Source organism: Amycolatopsis iheyensis, from assembly GCF_024703995.1.
Taxonomy (GTDB): Bacteria; Actinomycetota; Actinomycetes; order Mycobacteriales; family Pseudonocardiaceae; genus Amycolatopsis; species Amycolatopsis iheyensis.
Genome location: NZ_JAMXQV010000041.1, coordinates 52,708 through 72,424, shown reverse-complemented (window position 1 = coordinate 72,424; position 19,717 = coordinate 52,708). Strand labels below are relative to the sequence as shown.

15 protein-coding genes and 1 tRNA gene are annotated in these 19,717 nt (G+C 68.7%); 13 read left to right on the top strand and 3 right to left on the bottom strand.

Going from position 1 to position 19,717, the window contains the following annotated elements:
* The 3 genes from M8542_RS46155 to M8542_RS46145 all read left to right on the top strand — a co-directional run.
* A partial coding sequence (locus tag M8542_RS46155) for a polymorphic toxin-type HINT domain-containing protein (RefSeq protein ID WP_257926769.1) occupies nucleotides 1-2,956 on the top strand: 2,956 nt, incomplete at its 5' end.
* 96 nt (nucleotides 2,957-3,052) lie between these two features.
* Nucleotides 3,053-3,301 carry a hypothetical protein gene (locus M8542_RS46150; protein WP_257926768.1) on the top strand — a complete coding sequence of 83 codons (249 nt, stop codon included), beginning with the start codon at nucleotides 3,053-3,055 and terminating at the stop codon, nucleotides 3,299-3,301.
* Nucleotides 3,302-3,480: 179 nt separating this feature from the next.
* Nucleotides 3,481-3,870, top strand: coding sequence for a hypothetical protein (locus tag M8542_RS46145; protein WP_257926767.1), 390 nt, complete (start codon nucleotides 3,481-3,483; stop codon nucleotides 3,868-3,870).
* A 1,004-nt stretch (nucleotides 3,871-4,874) separates the two neighbouring features.
* On the opposite strand, the gene M8542_RS46140 is transcribed toward M8542_RS46145, so the two are convergent.
* Nucleotides 4,875-4,947 (bottom strand) — tRNA-Ala (locus M8542_RS46140).
* 289 nt (nucleotides 4,948-5,236) lie between these two features.
* On the opposite strand from M8542_RS46140, the gene M8542_RS46135 reads away from it, so the two are divergent.
* The 10 genes from M8542_RS46135 to M8542_RS46090 all read left to right on the top strand — a co-directional run bounded on the left by M8542_RS46135 (nucleotide 5,237) and on the right by M8542_RS46090 (nucleotide 18,127).
* Nucleotides 5,237-7,432 carry an RICIN domain-containing protein gene (locus M8542_RS46135; RefSeq protein WP_257926766.1) on the top strand — a complete coding sequence of 732 codons (2,196 nt, stop codon included), beginning with the start codon at nucleotides 5,237-5,239 and terminating at the stop codon, nucleotides 7,430-7,432.
* Between the two features lie 150 nt (nucleotides 7,433-7,582).
* On the top strand, nucleotides 7,583-8,152 hold the full coding sequence (locus M8542_RS46130; protein ID WP_257926765.1) for an HdeD family acid-resistance protein: 570 nt from the start codon (nucleotides 7,583-7,585) through the stop codon (nucleotides 8,150-8,152).
* Between the two features lie 13 nt (nucleotides 8,153-8,165).
* A complete protein-coding gene (locus M8542_RS46125; RefSeq protein ID WP_257926764.1) occupies nucleotides 8,166-9,092 on the top strand; it encodes a ribonuclease Z in 927 nt (308 codons plus the stop codon).
* Nucleotides 9,093-9,102: 10 nt separating this feature from the next.
* Nucleotides 9,103-10,755 (top strand): response regulator, encoded by a 1,653-nt coding sequence (locus tag M8542_RS46120; RefSeq protein WP_257926763.1) that lies wholly within the window; start codon nucleotides 9,103-9,105, stop codon nucleotides 10,753-10,755.
* On the top strand, nucleotides 10,752-12,173 hold the full coding sequence (locus M8542_RS46115; protein ID WP_257926762.1) for an ATP-binding protein: 1,422 nt from the start codon (nucleotides 10,752-10,754) through the stop codon (nucleotides 12,171-12,173). The genes M8542_RS46120 and M8542_RS46115 overlap by 4 nt, the downstream gene beginning before the upstream one ends.
* Nucleotides 12,173-13,666: a carboxylesterase/lipase family protein gene (locus tag M8542_RS46110; protein WP_257926761.1), complete on the top strand. Its 1,494-nt coding sequence runs from the start codon at nucleotides 12,173-12,175 to the stop codon at nucleotides 13,664-13,666. The genes M8542_RS46115 and M8542_RS46110 overlap by 1 nt, the downstream gene beginning before the upstream one ends.
* 82 nt (nucleotides 13,667-13,748) lie before the next feature.
* On the top strand, nucleotides 13,749-14,828 hold the full coding sequence (locus M8542_RS46105) for a hypothetical protein (protein WP_257926760.1): 1,080 nt from the start codon (nucleotides 13,749-13,751) through the stop codon (nucleotides 14,826-14,828).
* A gap of 1 nt (nucleotide 14,829) precedes the next feature.
* Complete coding sequence (locus M8542_RS46100; protein WP_257926759.1) at nucleotides 14,830-15,957, top strand: toxic anion resistance protein; 1,128 nt, start codon at nucleotides 14,830-14,832, stop codon at nucleotides 15,955-15,957.
* Entirely contained in the window at nucleotides 15,954-17,564 is a 1,611-nt protein-coding gene (locus M8542_RS46095) for a substrate-binding domain-containing protein (RefSeq protein WP_257926758.1), read from the top strand. Before M8542_RS46100 ends, M8542_RS46095 begins: the two co-directional genes overlap by 4 nt.
* Entirely contained in the window at nucleotides 17,561-18,127 is a 567-nt protein-coding gene (locus M8542_RS46090) for a hypothetical protein (protein WP_257926757.1), read from the top strand. The genes M8542_RS46095 and M8542_RS46090 overlap by 4 nt, the downstream gene beginning before the upstream one ends.
* 60 nt (nucleotides 18,128-18,187) lie before the next feature.
* Here the strand turns inward: M8542_RS46090 and M8542_RS46085 are convergent, their stop codons facing one another.
* Both M8542_RS46085 and M8542_RS46080 read right to left on the bottom strand, forming a co-directional pair.
* Nucleotides 18,188-19,000: an LmeA family phospholipid-binding protein gene (locus M8542_RS46085; protein WP_257926756.1), complete on the bottom strand. Its 813-nt coding sequence runs from the start codon at nucleotides 18,998-19,000 to the stop codon at nucleotides 18,188-18,190.
* Between the two features lie 116 nt (nucleotides 19,001-19,116).
* On the bottom strand, nucleotides 19,117-19,371 hold the full coding sequence (locus tag M8542_RS46080; protein WP_086865576.1) for a hypothetical protein: 255 nt from the start codon (nucleotides 19,369-19,371) through the stop codon (nucleotides 19,117-19,119).
* Nucleotides 19,372-19,717 lie beyond the last annotated feature (346 nt).

Sequence of the window (19,717 nt, the reverse complement as noted above, 5' to 3'; positions counted from 1 at the left end):
CGCGGGCGCCGACGCCCGGCAGGCGCAGGCCGCGGCGGCCAGGGCGCGGGCCCAGGCAGCGCACGCCGTCGCCGCGGCCCGGGCGAGCCAGTCGTGGGCCGATCAGGCCAGTACCGCGGCCGGCCAGGCCGCCGATGCCGCCGACGCGGCCGCGGCCAACGCCACCGCGGCCGCCAACGCCGCCGCCGACGCAGCGGTCTTCGCAGGGAATGCGGCGGACGCGGCCCGGAAGGCCACCGAGCACGCCAACGCTGCGACGGCGGCGGCGAACACGGCGGTTACCGCGGCACAGCAGGCGTCGCAGATCGCGCAGGTGGCGCGCAAAGCCGACGACGACCGGATCGCCCTGGCCGGGCGGCAAGCCGATGACGCGGCCTTCGCTGCTGCTGCGGCGTACGCCGCCCGGACGGTTCCGCCGCGGTGGGATCTGGACCAGGCCAGTAGCTGGGATGCGGATACCAACCGCTTGATCACCGAAGCCACCACCCCGGGCACCGAACGCGCGACCGTCATCGGTGATGCCCGCAAGGTTGCGTTGAAACTGGCCGACACGGGTGGCCCGTGGGTCAAGGCGGCGGCGCTCACCGCGGTTGCCGCCAGTGACGACGAAGCCGTCGACTTCATCACCACCGGTCTTGCCGCGGCCACCGGACAGGACGACCGCGTCATCCTCACCCAGCTGTCCGACACCGGAACGCCCGGCTTCAAGAGGGCCGCCGCCACTGCGCTCGCCGGTACGGACGCCGACGTGCGGAACTTCCTGCGCAGCCGCGACTACCCGGGTCGTTTGCAGGACGACACCCTGCAGGTCAGCCAGATCATGTCCGCGGCCAGGGCGGCCGGTCGCACCGTGGTCGTCCAGCACGGGCAGAATGCGCTGGACGCGGGGACCGACAAGGCGTTGCGGGACTTTCTCGACACCGGCCAATACGTCGCTCTGCAGATCGACGACCAGGTCAAGGTGGCCCAGGTTCAGTCCGCTGCCCGGGCCGCCGGGTTGCGTGAGGTCGTCGCCGGCGCCCAGGCGGCGCTGGACGGGCCACCCACATTGGCGCGCGAGTTCCTGACCGTCGGCCAGTTCACCGCCGCCCGCCGCGACCAGAACACGGCCGCGCACAACGCGGCCGTCGACAGCCTCCTCGCCCAAGCCGCCAGCGCCGCGGCCACCGCCACCCACGACGCCAACGACGCCCAGGCAGCCGCCGCACGCGCCCGCAACGCCGCCGATGAGGCGGCCCACTACGCCGACCAAGCCGCAACCGCAGCCGCTCAAGCCGCCGACGCCGCCAACCAAGCCCAAGATGCCGCCAACCGCGCCGCCGCTTCCGCCCAGCAAGCGCAAGCCTCGGCGAACACCGCCGCCGCCGCCGCGGCAACCGCGACAGCGGCCGCTGACAAGGCCGGCCGCTCCGCGGCCTGGGCCGCCCACTCGGCGGCAGACGCCGCCGGCTACGCGCGTGACGCGGCGATCTCTGCGCACGATGCGTATGATGCCGCCCTCGACGCCGGCAAGAGCGCCACCCAAGCCGCGGACGCCGCACATGCGGCCTGGGAAGCGGTCGCGCGGAAGGTCGAGACCGAAAAACAACGGGTCATTGAGCAGCGCAAGCAATCATGCCAGCCCGCCATGCGACCCGCGTCGTCGCTAGCCGGCTACAGCACCGAAGACTGCATCCTCTTGTTGACCGGGACCCCGGCCGACAAGGACCGGATCTTGCACCACTTGCAGGACCTCTGCCGCCAGCTCAACCCCCAAGGCAGCAACAAGACCAACCTGTGCCTGCAGCCGGACAACCTGTTCAACCCCAACTTCCAGGCCCGCTATCCCGACGGCCTGCCCAACGGCGGCGGGGACCCGGTCGACGACATCTTCCTGTTCATCGGCATCAGCCTGCTCACCGCCGCCTGCGAAGGCATCTGTGACGTCCTTTCACTGCTCGGCGGCGCCGGTGCTGAACTCGGTGGAATCGACACTCTCGAAACGTCAGCCGCAATAGCGGAAGCGATCGCCGAAGGCAAGAGCGCCCTCGACGTTGTCGGCGTCGACATCAACGCTGAACTCGGTCAGATGGAACTGCTGGCGCGAGAAGCCGGCGCGCAGCGCAGCCAGGTGGCCGATTTTGCCAATGAGCTTGCGAACAATCCGTCAACGTGCCGACTCCCGAACAGCTTCACCGGAGACACCCGCGTCCTGATGGCTGACGGGACTACCAGGCAGATCAAGGACATCAAGATCGGTGACCAGATCGCCAACGCCGAGCCTGACAGTCCGCAGCTTCAGCGACACAGAGTCGAGCAAACTCATGTGACGGACACCGACCGCGACTTCGTCGACCTCACCGTCGCCACTCTCGACGGTCGCGCCACGATCACCACGACTGCACACCACTTGTTCTGGAACGCTACCGCTCATGCGTGGCTCTCGGCAGCGAATCTCAAGTCAGGCACGCGGCTGGATACACCACGCGGCGGCCATGCAAAGCTGATCAGCAGCCATCGTTACGCCGCGAGCATCCGGACCTACAATCTCACCGTCAGCGATGTCCACACATACTACGTGCTAGCTGATCGCACTCCGCTTCTCGTCCACAACGGTGGCTGCCCTAGTTCCATTGCGCTGGGCCGGACTAAACTCGAAGACAATAAGTACGCGCTAGTTGACTTCGCTGAGCGTGTCGGTGCGAAAATGTATGGGGATTGGCCGAACGATGCGCACTGGCAAGATATCATCAGAGAGGCCCTTGATCCCAGTAGCACAGTGGAGATCCACTTCAGTCTCGCTGGAATAGACGATGCAAATGCATATGCCAAGCTGGCGGAAGGTGTCAGCTCACCCCGAGACGGACAGTACACGCCGTGGGAGCTGGCTCAGATCAAGGCCGCACCCGAATCGGTTCAATCTCGAATCATCTGGTACGATAAAAATGGAAAAGTCACAAAAAATCCTTTCGAGTGAAAGCTGAGCTCTCTTGTGGTCACTTCGTCCGCCGTGCTTCCGCTACACATCAAGCGACCCTTCGAATTGTGGACATATTCGGTTTCCCATCGAAGGTTGATTCTGCGCACTTATTTCGACGATGGGCGGGAGATGGTCGAGATAGAATTCCTGGACGTCCTAGGAATGAAGGTCAAGTCCTACTATGATGAGCTGGTTATAGGGATCGCCGAAGATGGTTCCGAAATCGATAATTTTATCGAGGTTCCGGAGCGTCATGAGGATCGCTACATGAGGCTGGTCGTGTCGGATGGCGGTGTGGGAGGGTTTGTCGTGTGCGGCAAGGTTCTGATCCGTGAGGAGTGACTCGTGGTGCACTCGCCGGCGAGTTCCGAGCGGAGATGTATCGGCATATGAGGATAAAAGCAAGGAATCGTTGGGGGCTGGACGAGTAGCGGCACTCGCAGCCGAAGCATCGTAGAGTCGCGTCGAATCCAGTAACCCGACCCGTCCGGTGTTCCCAATAGTGCGCCGGTCAGTCGGCGGTGAGCACGAACACCGCCGCCGACTATCTGATGGGTGATCTGAAGGACATTGCCGGTCACGGTATGCGTGCTTCAAGGTGTCGGCCAACGTGGGACATCTCGGCCATTGCTGCAGAATCGCCAGGGGCACAGTCACCACCTCTACTGGCGACGAAGGGCTGCTGCGGTGTGTCAGTGAGCAGGAAGTACCCCGTGTTCCTGTTGCCAGGCCTTGTGGACCTGACCGTTGAGCTGCTCCGCCTCGGCTTGCTGGACGGAGCCCGAGGCACGATCGCGGTCAACAGCAACTTCTGGGGGGCCGATCTTTCCGGATTGAAGGATGAAGATCCCGAAGGCGCAGCACGGGTGGTAGGTGCCTACCTCAATCGCCAGAGATCGAGCGCAGGCTGACGGCGTTGCCGATCCGTTTCCGGATTACATCGACCACTCAGGAGGTGGCAGTGGTGACAAGACAAACATCGAGATTGCCACAGCAGCGCTGCAGCAGTACTTGGAGCATGTGCTCCCCTTCGTGCTTGATGCACGGAAAAGCTGTCATACCTCGAGGAACATGGGCACAGATTCGCTCAGTCCTGCGATGAAGTCGCTCGAGTTCCCGATCACGCCACCGAGATGCGCTCTGCCGCCAACGCGGTGTCAGGCGCAGCCGATGATCTCAGAGATGCCTGCGCGGAATCGAAACCATTCAGCGTCAAGGACTCGCCAGCCAACTGGGCAGAACCACTGCGCAGGTCAACGAGACGGCACCAGATATTCGCGAGGCGGCTGAGACGGCAGCTGCCATGGCCGGCGGACAGATACCTGACCGGCTGACCTGGGTCATGCGAGGCATCGGTGTCGGACTTGCGCTAGCCGGAGTCATCGCTCTGGGCGTCTGGTATCTGGCCGCGCGCTAGCTCTTTGAGCTACTGCGCTGTAGGACGCCGCCGTTGCTGTGCGACCGCGTCGCGGGCCTGCTCGTCCCGCTGTACGGCCAGACCTCGTCCCAAACGAGCCTCACGGTCGACGAACTTATGCATGTGCGGGGGCTAGGTCCATCTGCGTCTCGGGCAGCAGCCGCTCGCCTGCCCACGCCCGGCCCTGTCGTGCCGACCGTGTAAGCAGTCTCCGCCCCGCGCCCTCCGGCACTGACGCGGACACGCCGGTCACGTACGGCACCGTCCGCAGCCAACGCCGCGAAGGCGTCATGTCAAGAACCTTTGGTGTCCACCTGTCCGGGGGACGCTGCTGGGGCACTTTTCGTGACCCCACTTCGCCGCTCCTCCGGTCCGTGCCCCAGTTTTGCCTCAGCTACCGGCCGGTAGCTGAACTTCCTGGCGAAACTCAAGATCCGGCACAACGAAAAAACCGCCCTACCTGGATCCTTGGACCTGGTGGGCGGTGCTTCGTCACTGTGGAGCTAAGGGGACTCGAACCCCTGACCCCCTCACTGCCAGTGAGGTGCGCTACCAGCTGCGCCATAGCCCCGAGGCGAAGGTGAACTCCGCATCTCGTATGGCAATACCGTACATGACCCCCGGACAACCCTCGCGCAGGGGGTCCCCCAACCCACCCGTCCCGCTCAGCGGAGCGCTGACCAGCCACTTTAAGCCTTATTTTTAGTCGTGTATTGACTCCGGGTGTGGCCGCCGTTACATTTTGCGCGGTTGTGACGCCGAGGTCCCCGCCCGTTACGCCGCGTCTATCCCCAGACCGGGCACGCCTCTGCCGTTTCCTGCTCGACGGACGCCGCCCCGTGCGGCTGAGGAGGTTTCGCATGAAGACGAGACGGCGGGTGGTGGTGCTGCTCTCCGCGGCATCCGCCCTGGTCGCGGGCATCCTGACCACTCCGCAGGCGCAAGCCGCGGTCACTCCCGACGGCTGGTACACCGTGACCGCCGCCAACAGCGGGAAGTGCGTCGACGCGCGGGCCGCCGGTACCGCCAACGGGACCGTCGTGCAGCAGTACTCCTGCAACCAGACCGCGTCGCAGGAGTGGCAGTTTCAGCCCACGAGCGACGGCTACTTCCGGGTCAACGCCCGCACGAACCCGGCCGCCGCCTGGGACGTCAGCAACGTCTCCACCGCCGATGGCGGCCTCGTCCAGCTCTGGTCCTACTCGAACGGTGCCAACCAGCAGTGGCAGGCCGTCGACGAGGGGAGCGGCCGGTACCACTTCGTCAGCCGCAACAGCGGGAAGTGCCTCGACGTCCCGGGCGCGTCCGTCGCCGACTCGGTCCAGCTCCAGCAGTACGCCTGCAACGGCACCGCGGCGCAGTCGTTCACACTGAACCCCGTGGGCGGCACGACTCCTCCGACTCAAGGCCAGCCGGACCTCGGTCCGAACGTGGTCATCTTCGACCCCTCCATGCCGAGCTCGACGATCCAGAGCCGGCTCAACAGCATCTTCGGCCAGCAGGAACGCAACCAGTTCGGCAGCCAGCGCTACGCCGTGATGTTCAAGCCCGGCACCTACTCCAACGACGTCAACGTCGGCTTCTACACGCAGGTCCTCGGGCTCGGCCTGAGCCCCGACGCCGTGACGATCAACGGCGCCGTGCACGTCGAGGCCGACTGGTTCCCGCCGCAGAACGCGACCCAGAACTTCTGGCGCGGCGCCGAGAACCTGTCCGTGAACCCGAACGGGGGCGCCGACCGCTGGGCGGTCAGCCAGGCCGCGCCGTACCGCCGCATGCACGTCCGCGGCGACCTGCAGCTCGACGACGGCGGCTGGGCCAGCGGCGGCTGGATCTCCGACTCCAAGATCGACGGCCAGGTCCGCTCCGGCTCGCAGCAGCAGTGGATCTCGCGGAACTCGCAGTTCGGCAGCTGGAACGGCTCGAACTGGAACATGGTCTTCGCGGGCGTCCAGGGCGCTCCGGCGAACACCTTCCCGAGCCCGCCCTACACGACCGTCGCCCAGACCCCGGTGACCCGCGAGAAGCCGTTCCTCTACATCGACAACGCGGGCAACTACCAGGTCTTCGTGCCGAGCGTGAAGACCAACGCGTCCGGCACGAGCTGGGCGAACGGCACCGCCCCGGGCACCTCGCTGCCGATCGACCAGTTCTACATCGCCAAGCCCGGCGCCACCGCCGCCGACATGAACGCGGCGCTCGCCGCGGGCAAGAACCTGCTGGTCACGCCCGGTGTCTACCACCTCAACCAGGCACTGCACGTCACCCGGCCGGACACCGTCGTGCTCGGGCTCGGCATCGCCACGCTGGTGCCCGACAACGGCGTCACCGCGATGAACGTCGACGACGTCGACGGCGTCAAGGTCGCCGGCCTGCTGATCGACGCCGGCACGACCAGCTCGAACACCCTCATGCAGGTCGGCCCGGCCGGCTCGGCCGCGAACCACGCGGCGAACCCGACGTCCCTGCACGACGTCTTCTTCCGGATCGGCGGCGCCGCCGTCGGGAAGGCGACGAACAGCCTGGTCGTCAACAGCAGCAACGTCATCGGCGACCACATGTGGATCTGGCGCGCCGACCACGCCGACCGCAACGAGTACGTCGGCTGGAACACCAACACGGCCGACACCGGGCTCACCGTCAACGGCAACAATGTGACGATGTACGGCCTGTTCGTCGAGCACTACCAGAAGACGCAGGTCGTCTGGAACGGCAACGGCGGCCGGACGTACTTCTTCCAGAACGAGATGCCCTACGACGTGCCGAACCAGGCGGGCTGGATGAACGGGTCCACCAAGGGCTACTCGGCCTACAAGGTGGGGCCGAACGTCACCAGCCACGAGGCGTGGGGACTGGGCAGCTACTGCTACTTCAGCACCAACCCGTCCGTGGCCAGCGCCCACGCGTTCGAGGCGCCGAACACAGCGGGTGTCCGGTTCCACGACATGGTGACCGTGTCGCTCAACTACCAGGGCACGATCACGCACGTCATCAACACCACGGGTGACACGACCCCGACCGGCACCAAGCCGGTCAACCTGGTCAGCTACCCCTGAGCAACCGGCGTGCGCCGTGGTGGCGGCCGCGGCGCACGCCGGTCCTAAGTGTCCGGACACAGTGGACTCATGGCCCGAACGGGTGGTGAACCGCGCCAACCGGGCATTCTGCCGCGATACTGGGTGTCCCAAACACCCGAGGAGCGGCTCATGACCTCCTTCGCTGCGTTTTCCGTCGTCGAACCCCGCCAGGCCTGGCCGATCGCGGCCGTCCGCGGTGTCTTCGCGGTGCTCTTCGGCCTCTTCGCGCTGATCTGGCCGGGCGCCACCGTCCTCGTCCTCGCGATCCTGTACGGCGTGTACGCGATCATCGACGGCGTTGGCGGCCTCATGCAGGCCTTCCGCCCGGGCGACGGGGCCCACCGCGCCGCGTACGGGATCCTCGGCGCGCTCGGCATCGTCGCCGGGGTCCTCGTCCTGGTCTGGCCGGGCATCACCGTCCTGCTGCTGGCCCTGCTGGTCGGCCTGTGGGCGATCGTCACCGGCGTCGCGGAAATCGCCGCGGCGATCCGGCTGCGCAAGCAGATCCGGGGCGAGGCGTTCCTGATCGCGGCCGGCGCGATCTCGGTGATCGCGGGCGTGCTCATCGTGATCAACCCGATCGCCGGCGCGTTCGGCATCGCGCTGCTCGTCGGCGTCTACGCGCTCATCTACGGGATCATGCTGCTCGTGCTGGCCTTCCGGCTGCGCAAACTCGGGGACGCCACGCCCGCGGCCTGAGTAGCGTGCGGGTGTGTCGACCCGCGAACTGGTGGTGCTGGGCACCGCGTCCCAGGTGCCCACGCGCCACCGCAACCAGAACGGCTACCTCCTGCGCTGGGACGGGGAGGGCATCCTCTTCGACCCCGGCGAGGGCACCCAGCGCCAGATGCTCCGGGCCGGCGTCGCGGCCACCGACCTCACCCGCCTCTGCGTCACGCACTTCCACGGCGACCACAGCCTCGGCCTGTCCGGCGTGATCCAGCGGCTGTCGCTGGACAAGGTCAAGCACCCCGTCCACGCCCACTTCCCGGCGTCGGGCGCGCACTACTTCGAGCGGCTGCGGCACGCGACGGCCTTCTACGAGACGGCCGACCTGCGCGAGCACCCGATCGCCGAGGACGGGCCGATCGCCACCGGCAAGTTCACCCTCGAGGCCCGGCGCCTGAGTCACCCGGTCGAGGCGTTCGGCTACCGGCTGACCGAGCCCGACGGCCGCACGATGCTCCCCGCGAAGCTGGCGGAACGCGGCATCAGCGGCCCGGACGTCGGCCGCCTCCAGCGGGAAGGCCACCTCGGGAGCACGACGCTCGAGGACGTCAGCACCCACCGGCCCGGGCAGCGGTTCGCGTTCGTCATGGACACCCGCCTCTGCGACGCCGTCTACGCCTTGAGCGAAAACGTGGACACGCTCGTGATCGAGTCGACCTTCCTCGCCGAGGACACCCACCTGGCCCGTGACTTCGGCCACCTGACCGCCCAGCAGGCCGCTCGCGTCGCCGCCGAATCCGGTGTGCGGCAGCTCGTCCTGACCCACTTCTCCCAGCGCTACCCCGACCCGGCGCGCTTCCTGGAGGAGGCGAAGGCCGAGTTCGACGGCGAAATCGTCGTGGCCGAGGACCTGGAGCGGGTCCAGGTGCCGAAGCGGCGGTCTTCCCCAACGGCTGGAGAAGCGCCGTAGGCTGCATCTCGTGAGCCAGCCGATCCTGATGACCGTCGACGACGATCCCGCCGTGTCCCGCTCGGTCGCCCGTGACCTGCGGCGCCGCTACGGGAAGGACTACCGCGTCATCCGCGCCGACTCCGGCACGGACGCGCTCGAAGCGCTGCGCGAGATCAAGCTGCGCGGCGACGCCGTCGCGGCCATCCTCGCCGACTACCGGATGCCGCAGATGGACGGCATCGCCTTCCTCGAGAAGGCGATGGACCTGTTCCCGCACGCCCGCCGCGCCCTGCTGACCGCCTACGCCGACACCGACGCCGCGATCCAGGCGATCAACGTCGTCGACGTCGACCACTACCTGCTCAAGCCGTGGGACCCGCCGGAGGAGAAGCTCTACCCGGTGATCGACGCGCTGGTAGAGACCTGGAAGGCGGTCGGCGACAAGCCGGTCGAAGAGGTCAAGCTCATCGGCCACCGCTACAACTCGCCGTCGTTCCACCTGCGGGACTTCCTCGCCCGCAACGCCGTCCCGTACCGCTGGTACTCGGTGGAGGACGACGAGGCCGGCCGGATCCTGCAGGCCGCCGGCGCCACCGAGAGCGACATCCCGGTGGTCGTCACCCCCGACGGCACCGTCCTCAAGAGCCCGACCGGCAGCGAGATCGCCGACGCGGTCGGTTTGTCGACCCGGCCTGCGCAGGAGTTCTACGACCTCGTGGTCATCGGCGGCGGCCCGGCCGGCCTCGGCGCGGCCGTCTACGGCGCGTCCGAGGGCCTGCGCACGGTCCTCGTCGAGAAGAAGGCCACCGGCGGCCAGGCCGGCACCAGCTCGCGCATCGAGAACTACCTCGGCTTCCCCGACGGCGTCTCCGGCGCGCAGCTGACCGACCGCGCGCGGCGGCAGGCCCAGAAGTTCGGCGCCGAGGTGCTGACCGCGCGCGACGTCGTCGGCCTCGAAGCCCGCGGCTCGTCGCGGGTGGTCACCTTCGGCGACGGCAGCGAGATCGCCGCGCACTCGGTGATCCTCGCCAGCGGCGTCACCTACCGGGCGCTGGACGCGGACGGCATCGAGGAGCTGACCGGCCGCGGCGTCTACTACGGCTCGGCCGCGACCGAGGCCCCCGAGTGCAAGGGCGAGCACGTCTACATCGTCGGCGGCGCGAACTCCGCCGGGCAGGCCGCGGTGTTCTTCTCCCGGCACGCCAGCGACGTCACGATCCTGGTGCGCGGGGAATCGCTCGAAGCGTCGATGTCGCACTACCTGATCGAGCAGATCGCGGGCATCGAGAACATCCACGTCCGCACGCACACCACGGTCAAGCAGGCCCACGGCGACGAGCACCTCGAGCGGCTCACGCTGTGCGAGAACGGCGTCACCGAGACGGTCGACTCGGGGCACCTGTTCATCTTCATCGGCGCGGTCCCGCGCACCGACTGGCTCGGCGAGACGATCCACCGCGACGAGCACGGCTTCGTCTGCACGGGCCCGGACCTGGTGGCGAGCGGGCAGCGCCCCGCCGGCTGGACCCTCGACCGTGATCCGCACTACCTCGAATCGTCCGTTCCCGGCGTGTTCGTGGCCGGTGACGTGCGGGCGCAGTCGGTCAAGCGGGTGGCTTCGGCCGTGGGTGAGGGCGCGATGGCCGTGACGCTGGTACACCGGTACCTGGAGGAACAATGAGCGCACTGCCGCGGGAAGAGCTTCGCGGGCTCTTCCTTTTCGAACACCTTTCCGAGGACCAGCTGGACTGGGTCGCCGCCAACGCCGTGCTCGAGGAGTACGCGGCCGACTCCACCGTCATCAGCGAGGGCGGCGAGGCGACCTGCTTCTACGTCCTGCTGAACGGCGCGATCCGGATGACGCGCATGGTCAGCGGCACCGAGGTGGAGACCAACCGGTCCGACCAGCGCGGCGCCTACTTCGGCGCGACGCAGTTCTTCGTGCACCAGGACAGCGAGCACGTCTACAACGCGACCGTGCGCGCGCTGTCCGACGTCACGTTCCTGGCGCTGCCCTCGAAGGAGTTCTCCTTCGAGTTCCGCCGGTGGTTCCCGATGGCGACGCACCTGCTGGAGGGCATGTACCTCGGCTGGCGCAACAGCGACACCGTGATCGGCTCGCGCCGCCGCCTGCTCGCCCTCGGCGAGCTTTCGGCCGGCCTGACGCACGAGCTGAACAACCCGGCCGCGGCCGCCGTCCGGGCGACGTCCGCCCTGCGCGAACGCGTCGCCGGGATGCGGCACAAGCTGGCCTTCCTCGCCAAGAAGGACATCGAGCCCGAGCTGCTCTACCAGCTCATCGACGTCCAGGAACGCCTGGTCAAGCAGGTCGCGCAGGCCGAGAAGCTCTCCGCGATGCAGCAGGCCGACCGCGAGGACGAGATCACCGACTGGTTCGAGGACCGCGGCATCGACCAGGGCTGGGACCTCGCCGACATCTACGTCCGCGCCGGGCTGACCACGACCGACCTGGACAACGTCCTCGAGCAGGTCGGTGACACCTTCATCGACGGCGCCGTCCGCTGGCTCGCCTACGCGCTCGAGACCGAGATGCTGATGGGCGAGATCGAGGACTCGACCACGCGCATCTCCGCGCTGGTCGGCAAGGCCAAGCAGTACTCCCAGATGGACCGCGCGCCACACCAGTGGGTCGACGTCCACGACGGCCTCGACTCCACCCTGGTGATGCTCTCCGGCAAGATCGGCACCGGGGTCCGCGTCGTCAAGGAGTACGACCGGAGCCTGCCGAAGATCCCGGCGTACCCGGCGGAGCTGAACCAGGTCTGGACGAACATCATCGACAACGCGCTCGGCGCGATGGCCGGGGAGGGCACGCTGACGCTGCGCACCTGGCGCGTCGACGACCAGATCCGCGTCGAGATCGGCGACACCGGCCCCGGCATCCCGGCGGACATCCGGCAGCGGATCTTCGAGCCGTTCTTCACGACCAAGCCGGTCGGCGAGGGCACCGGGCTCGGCCTGGACATCTCGTGGAAGATCGTCGTCGAACGCCACCAGGGTGACCTGCGTGTCGAGTCCGAGCCCGGGAACACCCGGTTCGAGGTCTGCCTGCCGACGGTCGAGCAGGCCTCGCTCTGATGGCGACCGTCCCGACGGTCACGACCGAGCTCGGGGCGCTGGTGGGGCTGGCGGGCGACGGCGTCCGCGTGTGGCGTGGCATCCCGTACGCCCGGCCGCCGGTCGGCGAGCTGCGGTGGCAGGCGCCGCGGCCGTCGACGCTGTCCGGCGGGGTGCACGTCGTGACGGAGTACGGCCCGCACGCGATGCAGTCGCCGGACCCGATGAACCCGGCCGCGGTCTGCGACGAGGACTGCCTGTACCTCAACGTCTGCACGCCGGACGGGCCCGCCCCCGAGGGCGGGTGGCCGGTGCTCTTCTGGCTGCACGGCGGCGGCTACCGCGTCGGGCACGGCGAACAGCTGGGCGACGGCGAGGAGTTCGCACGCGCCGGGATCGTCGTCGTCACGATCAACTACCGGCTCGGCTCGCTCGGCTTCCTGCACCTCGCCGGGATCTTCGGCTCCGCGGAGGAGGACGCCGGTGTGTGCGGGTTCCTCGACCAGGTCGAGGCCCTGAAGTGGGTGCGCCGCAACGTCTCCGCGTTCGGCGGCGATCCGGCGCGGATCACCGTCTACGGCGTTTCGGCGGGCGCGAAGAGCGTCGGGAACCTGATGGGCAGCCCGCTCGGCGCGGGCCTGTTCGCGCAGGCCATCAGCAGCAGCGGCGGCGCGGACCACGTCGCGACGCCGGAAGCCGGGACGGCGCTGGCCCGCCGGCTCCTGGACGAAGTCGGCTGCCACGACCTGGCGGCGCTCAGGGCGTTGCCTGCCAAGGAGTTCGTCGAGGCGCAGGAACGGATCCTCACCGGGTTCCAGGCGTTGTGGCTCTGGCGGCCGACGCTGCACCCGCGGGTGCTGCCGGAGGTGCCGCTCGAGCCGATCCGCCGGGGGAGCGCGGCCGGGATCCCGTTGCTGGTCGGCTGCAACAGCAACGAGGGCAGCACGTACGCGATGATGCTCGGCGAGGACGTCGCGACGGCGCCGGCTTCCGGGGTGCTCGAGGGCATCCTCGGCGACGAAGGCGCTGCGCACCTTCTCGACACGTACCTTCGCCGCGTCCCCGACCTGAAGGCCGCGAAGATCGCCGCGTTGGGCGACGAGCGCTACGGCATCCCGACGCAGCGCCTCGCCGACGCGCAGTCCGCGCACGCGCCCGTCTACCGCTACCGCATCGACATCGCCGCGCCCGGCGTGCCCGAGCAGCTCGACGGCGGCCACGGCACCGAGACGACGATGGCGTGGAAGACACCGCTGCCGCTGTTCGCGGAGGCGACCCAGGTGAACCCGAAGCGTGAGCGCGCGGCGGTGCTGATCCACCGCGCCTGGGTGCGGTTCGTCCGCGACGGCGTCGCGGACGCCGACGGTCCCGACTGGCCGCCGTACGGCCCCGAACTCCGGCCGGTGCTGGTTTTCCGGGAAGACACCGATCTGGTGCTCGACCCACGCCCGGACGAGCGAAAGGCCTGGGGCGACACGGAATGGGCGTCCGGGACCTGGTTCCCGGTGACCTGAGACCGTTCCTTCACCCACCGTTCACTTCGAACCGGCCCGCTCCCGCGTCCAATGAGCGAAAGCCCGTCGAGGGGAGTGGTTCGTGAAACGCCAGGTGTCCATCGGGCTGGCCGTGGTGCTGCTGCTGGCCGTCGTCGCCGTGATCATCTGGGGCCGCGGTGACGACTCCGCCCAGGGCGGCGACCTGACCACCGTGCGCGGCGTCATCGGGTCGGAGAAGCAGGCTTTCTTCACCGACCAGCGCGTCATCGACGCGTTCGCCAAGCACGGGCTGAAGGTCGACGTGGACACCGCCGGGTCGCGGCAGCTCGCGACGGCCGTCGATCTGGGGAAGTACGCCTTCGCGTTCCCGTCGTCCTCGCCGGCGGCGCAGAAGATCCAACGGGACCGCAAGGTGACCACGGTCTACACGCCGTTCCAGTCGCCGATGGCGGTCGCCTCCTTCGAGCCGATCGTGGCGCTGCTTCGCGCCAACGGCGTGGTGCACAAGGGCGCCGGCGACTACGACGTCCTCGACATCGCGAAGTACCTCGACCTGGCGAAGGCCGGGACGCGCTGGGACCAGCTGCCCGGCAACACCACCTACCCGGCCCGCAAGAACGTCCTGGTCACCACGACCGACCCGCGCGAGTCGAACTCCGCGGCGATGTACCTGTCGATCGTTTCCTTCGTGGCCAACGGGAACGCCGTCGTCAGCACGCCCGACCAAGAGGCGAAGGTGCTGCCGTCGGTGGCGAAGCTGTTCCTCGACCAGGGGTACACGCAGAACAGCACCGAAGGGCCGTTCGAGGACTACCTGTCCGCGGGCATGGGCAAGACGCCGCTGGCGCTGATCTACGAGTCGCAGTTCGTCGACCGCGTGGTGCGCGGCGACGGCTCGATCCGGCCGGACATGCGGATGCTCTACACCGCGCCGACGGTGTACTCGAAGCACACGCTGGTGCCGCTGACCTCCGACGGCGACAAGGTCGGTCAGCTGCTCGCGACCGACCCCGAGCTGGGCAAGCTCGCCGCGACCTTCGGCTTCCGCACGACCGACCCGAAGCTGTTCGCCGAGGTCGCCGCTCCGGCACACGTGCCGGCCGATCTGGTGGACGCCGTCGAACCGCCGTCGTTCGAGACGCTCGAGCGGCTGCTCGACGCCGTCGGCAAGCAGTACTGACATGGACTTCGCCCTCAGCCCACCCGAACCGGTCGCCCCGATCCCGGCCGAGCGCGCCGCCGGCCTCATCACGCTCAGTGCGGACACGCGGTCGGAAGTCACCGTTCGCGCTTCGGAGTTCGCGTCCCGGCTCGAAGCCCTCGACGTCCGGTCGCCGGAGTTCACCGACCTGCTCGACGAGCTGCTGACCGTCGGCGAGGCCGACATGCGCGCGGCGGCCGGCGTCGCGGGCACGATGCTCGACCGGTCGTTGCGCACGGCGGTGGCCCCGCAGGACGGCGTCACGACGAGCCTCGCGAGCCTGCGCCGGACCGTCGCCGAGCTGGACCCGGCCAAGCTGCCGCTGACCGGCCGCAAGCTGCTGGGAATGTTCCCGGCCGCGGCCGGCGCGAAGCGCGCGCTGGACCGCTACCGCGCGGCGAACGAGCCGGTCAACGCGCTGGTCGTCGACCTGCGCGGCCGCCAGGACGTCCTGCGTCGCGACAACGCCTCGATCAAGGGCGAGCGCGAGCGGCTGTGGAAGGTGATGGGGAAGCTCGCCGAAGCGGCCGCGCTCGCCGAAGCCGTCGACGGCGCGATCGACGCGCAGGCCGGCGTCTTCGACCTGACGGATCCCGGGCGCGCCAACGCGTTGCGCGGTGACGTGCTGTACCCGATCCGGCAACGGCACCAGGACCTGCTGACCCAGCTTGCGGTCAGCGCGCAGGGCTACCTCGCGCTGGACCTGGTGCGCAAGAACAACGACGAGCTGATCCGCGGCGTCGAGCGGGCGGTGTCGACGACGGTGTCCGCGCTGCGGGTCGCGCTGCTGGTCAGCGGTGCCCTGGCGAGCCAGCGGGACGTCCTCGACGAGGTCGCGGCCCTGCAGGCGACCACCGACGGGCTGATCCGCGCCAACACCGAGCTGCTGGACCTGCAGTCGGCGGAGATCCGCAAGGCGAGCAGCGACCCGGCCGTGGCGACCGAGACGATCCGGCAGTCGTTCGACCGGATCTACGCCTCGATCGACGCCATCGACGGGTTCCGCGCCGAGGCCGTCGCCGCGATGGCGGCGACCGTCGAATCGCTGTCCGGCGAGATCCGCCGCGCCGAAGACCACCTGCGCCGGTCGCACGAGGGGGAAGCATGAGAAAAGTCCTGGCGCTCGTCTTGAGCGCTTTGCTGGTGGCGGGGTGTTCCGACTCGTCGTCCGCGCCGCTGGGGGATCCCGAGCCGGGGACGCTGCGGATCCTCGCGGGCAGCGAGCTGGCCGACATGCAGCCGGAGCTCGACGAAGCCGCCCGCGCCACCGGAGTGACGGTCAAGTTCACCTTCACCGGGACTCTGGAAGGCGCCGAGGCGCTGGCGAACGGGAGCGTCGACGGCAAGTACGACGCCGTCTGGTTCTCCTCGAACCGCTACCTCGCGGGCATTCCCGAAGCGGCGAAGCGGCTCGGTAACCAGGTCAAGATCATGAGCTCGCCGGTGGTGCTGGGGCTGGCGTCGTCGGTGGTGCAGCGGCTCGGCTGGGCCGGCAAGCCGGTGAGCTGGGGCGAGATCGCCGCGCAGGCCGGGAAGAAGGCGTTCAGCTACGGCATGACGGACCCGTCGGCGTCGAACTCGGGGTTCTCGGCGCTGGTCGGCGTCGCCTCGGCGCTTGCGGGCGCGGGCAACGCGATCGACGCCCGGCAGATCGCCGCCGTCACGCCGCAGCTGACGCAGTTCTTCAGCGCGCAAGCGCTTTCGTCGGGTTCCTCGGGCTGGCTGTCCGACGCGTACACGCGGCGTGCCACCGGCCAGGATCCCGGGCAGAAGGTCGACGGGCTGATCAACTACGAGTCCGTGCTGCTGTCGGCGAACGCGTCCGGGAAGCTGCCGGAACCGCTGACGCTGGTCTACCCGAGCGACGGCGTCGTCACGGCCGACTACCCGCTTTCCCTGCTGGCTTCCGCCGGCGACGACGCGCGGTCGGCGCACCAGCGGCTTTCGGACTACCTGCGCACGCCGGACGTCCAGAAGAAGATCATGGACACCACCCAGCGGCGCCCGGTCGTCCCTGGGGTCGCGCTGGGGCCGCAGTTCACGGCGCGCGACCTCGTCGAGCTGCCGTTCCCGGCCACCCAGCAGGCGGTCGACGCCCTGCTCCAAGCCTACTTCGACAAGATCCGCCGCCCGTCGCGGACGCTGTACGTGCTCGACACGTCCGGGTCGATGGCGGGCGACCGGATCGACTCGCTGAAGACCGCGCTGGCCGGGCTGACCGGCGCGGACGACTCGCTGACCGGCCGGTTCCGGCGGTTCCGCAGCCGCGAGGAGGTCACGATGCTGCCGTTCAGCACGTCGCCGGGGCGGCCGCAGACCTTCACCGTGCCGGAGCAGAACCCCGCGGCGGTGCTGGGACAGCTCAAGGCGTTCGCCGAGGGGCTGACCGCGCGCGGCGGCACGGCGATCTACGACAGCCTTTCCGAGGCCTACCGCGTGCTGGAACCCCTGGCCGCGCGCGATCCGGACCGGTTCACCTCGATCGTGCTGATGACCGACGGCGAGAACGCGAACGGCTCGTCGCTGGCCGGCTTCCAGGCGTCGTTCGGCTCGGTGCCGCCCGCGATGAAGCAGGTGCCGGTGTTCACCGTGCTGTTCGGGGAGGGCAGCAGCGACGAGCTGACCCAGGTGGCCACCATGACCGGCGGGAAGGTGTTCGACGCGCGGAAGGTCCAGCTGTCCGACGTGTTCCAGGAGATCCGCGGGTACCAATGATGCTGCATTATCTGGGGTCCACCAAGAACCTCGCCGGCTGCGTCGGCGGCCTGATCGGCGTCGTGCTGTACCTGACCGGGGTGGTCGGGTGGTTCTGGCCGTTCGTCGTCGTGGCGTTGTACCTGGTGGGCGCGCTGCTCGCGCCGTCGGAGAAGGTCCGGCTGGTGCCGGACACCTCGGCCGAGCTGCGCACCTCGCTGGAGACGCTGGTGCGGAGGGTCTATTCGCAGGCCTCGCGGATGCCGGCGTCCACTGTGGACACCGTGGGGCGCGTCGCTCAGGTGTTGCGGGACCTGCTGGCGCAGCCCGCGCGTCTTGCTGCCGACGCCGATCTTCAGCACGCCGTTGTGCGCCTGGTGCGCACGGATCTGCCGCTGTCGCTGGAAACCTACCTGAACCTGCCGTGGTGGTTCGCCTCGCGGCGGGCCGGGGCGGGGGAGGAACTGGTGGCGCAGCTGGGTTTGCTGGAGGCGGAGGCGCACCGGGTGGCCGAGCGGTTCTACGCCACTGAAGTCGACCGGCAGGCCGATCACACGCGGTATCTGCGGGACCGGGAAGCGTGAGTCTTCGGTCTTACCCTTGTGAGTGATGCTACTCGAACGCGCGTTCGAGTAGCTTGAATCTCATGGACGTGTACCGAGTTTCGGCAAAGTCAGGGTCACCGCGGCGGTGGTCAACCAGCTCAGCAGATCGGCGAGGGGGATGCGGGAGAGTCGTTCCGGCCATTCCTCGGCCACCGTGTGCAGCACCAGTTCGTCGTGCCGTGGCTCGACCTTGGTCAGCTTTACCCCCGGCGGGAGCTCCGGCAGGGGGAGCACGATGGGCTGGAAGCGTTTCGGCGGGCGGAGTGTCCGCTGTCCGATGTGGAGGGTGCGCGGCACGAGCACCACGGCGTCGTCTTCGACCTGAGCCTCGAGGGTCAGGTGGCCCCAGTGCGGCTTCTTGGCCCAGTGGATCTGCAGCAGCCCGCTTTCCGCGGGCGCGGCGACGATCCCGGGGCGGACTTTCGCCACCCGCTCCCGCAGCACGTCCGCCGACACGGCGATCCGCAGTTCGACGCGGGCGGGCTTGGCGGACGGCGTGGGCAGCGAGCGGAGGCGGACGTCTTCGGCGAGCACGGTGACGCGGCGCAGCGGAATGCGGTCGCCTTCGGGCTCGGGCCAGTCGACGTCCTCGGCGACGATCCGGACGTCGCCGATCCGGCCGGTGGCCAGCCGGAGGCTGTCGGCGGGGTAGTCGAGCTCGGTGAGGGTGAGGCCGACGTCACGACCGTCGACCTTGGCGGTCAGCCGGCGGCCGACGAGCTGTTCGGTGACGGTGCGCACGAGGGCGCCGGGCGTGACCGGGACGTTCGGCAACAGGGAACGCCCGGCCGCGGCCAGCCCGGCCAGCTCGGGCCAGGGCGACCAGCCGTCGAACCACCTGCCGTCACTCATCCCTCCAGTGTCGCCGAAGGCGGCGGCCGGTGCCGAGGCCGGGGTGGTGACGCCGCTGGCGCGTACCAGCGGCGGCACCACAGCTCTCGGTGACAGTCTTTCAGTGACGCTACTGCTCACCGGCCGGCGAAGCGGGCGATGATGCCGGTGACGACCAACCAGAAGACCGCGGCCAGACCGAAGTCGAGAATCACGGCCAGGCTGGGGTTGCTCACCGGGAACAGACCCGGGAAGAACAAAGCGAGAGGAACGGCCAGTGACTTGATGAAGACGAAGAAGGCGTTGCCGGCGTTGGCACCGGCCAGCACCATGATCATGTAGAGAACTTCGATCCCCGCGAAGATCGCGCCGATCGCCGTGATGACCCGCACGGCCGTGTTCCGTCTGGTGGTGGTTCGCCAAGGAGACATGCCCGCGAAATTCCCGGATCGGGTGACAGATCAAACGCGCCAACCCCAAGATTGCGCCGTTCGGCGGCTCCCGTTACTCTCCGCCGCCCCGCTGATGCCCCTCAGATCACGCTCAATACCCGCCCAATCACACGTGATGCCCCTCCAGACACACGCGAGTCCCGCCCAATCACGCGAGTCACGTCCTCGATCACGCGAGTCCCGCCATCAGCCACGCGAGTCCGTCCCCGGTTACGCGAGTTCCGCCTTCAATCACGCGAGTCCCGTCCTGAATCACGCGAGTCCGGCTCCCGATCACGCGAGTTCG

What these genes read in the sequence shown, in the direction of transcription:
- M8542_RS46135 (WP_257926766.1), top strand. Translation starts at nt 5,237, where the DNA reads ATGAAGACGAGACGGCGGGTGGTGGTGCTGCTCTCCGCGGCATCCGCC.
- M8542_RS46130 (WP_257926765.1), top strand. Translation starts at nt 7,583, where the DNA reads ATGACCTCCTTCGCTGCGTTTTCCGTCGTCGAACCCCGCCAGGCCTGG.
- M8542_RS46115 (WP_257926762.1), top strand. Translation starts at nt 10,752, where the DNA reads ATGAGCGCACTGCCGCGGGAAGAGCTTCGCGGGCTCTTCCTTTTCGAA.
- M8542_RS46110 (WP_257926761.1), top strand. Translation starts at nt 12,173, where the DNA reads ATGGCGACCGTCCCGACGGTCACGACCGAGCTCGGGGCGCTGGTGGGG.
- M8542_RS46100 (WP_257926759.1), top strand. Translation starts at nt 14,830, where the DNA reads ATGGACTTCGCCCTCAGCCCACCCGAACCGGTCGCCCCGATCCCGGCC.
- M8542_RS46095 (WP_257926758.1), top strand. Translation starts at nt 15,954, where the DNA reads ATGAGAAAAGTCCTGGCGCTCGTCTTGAGCGCTTTGCTGGTGGCGGGG.
- M8542_RS46090 (WP_257926757.1), top strand. Translation starts at nt 17,561, where the DNA reads ATGATGCTGCATTATCTGGGGTCCACCAAGAACCTCGCCGGCTGCGTC.
- M8542_RS46085 (WP_257926756.1), bottom strand. Translation starts at nt 19,000, where the DNA reads ATGAGTGACGGCAGGTGGTTCGACGGCTGGTCGCCCTGGCCCGAGCTG.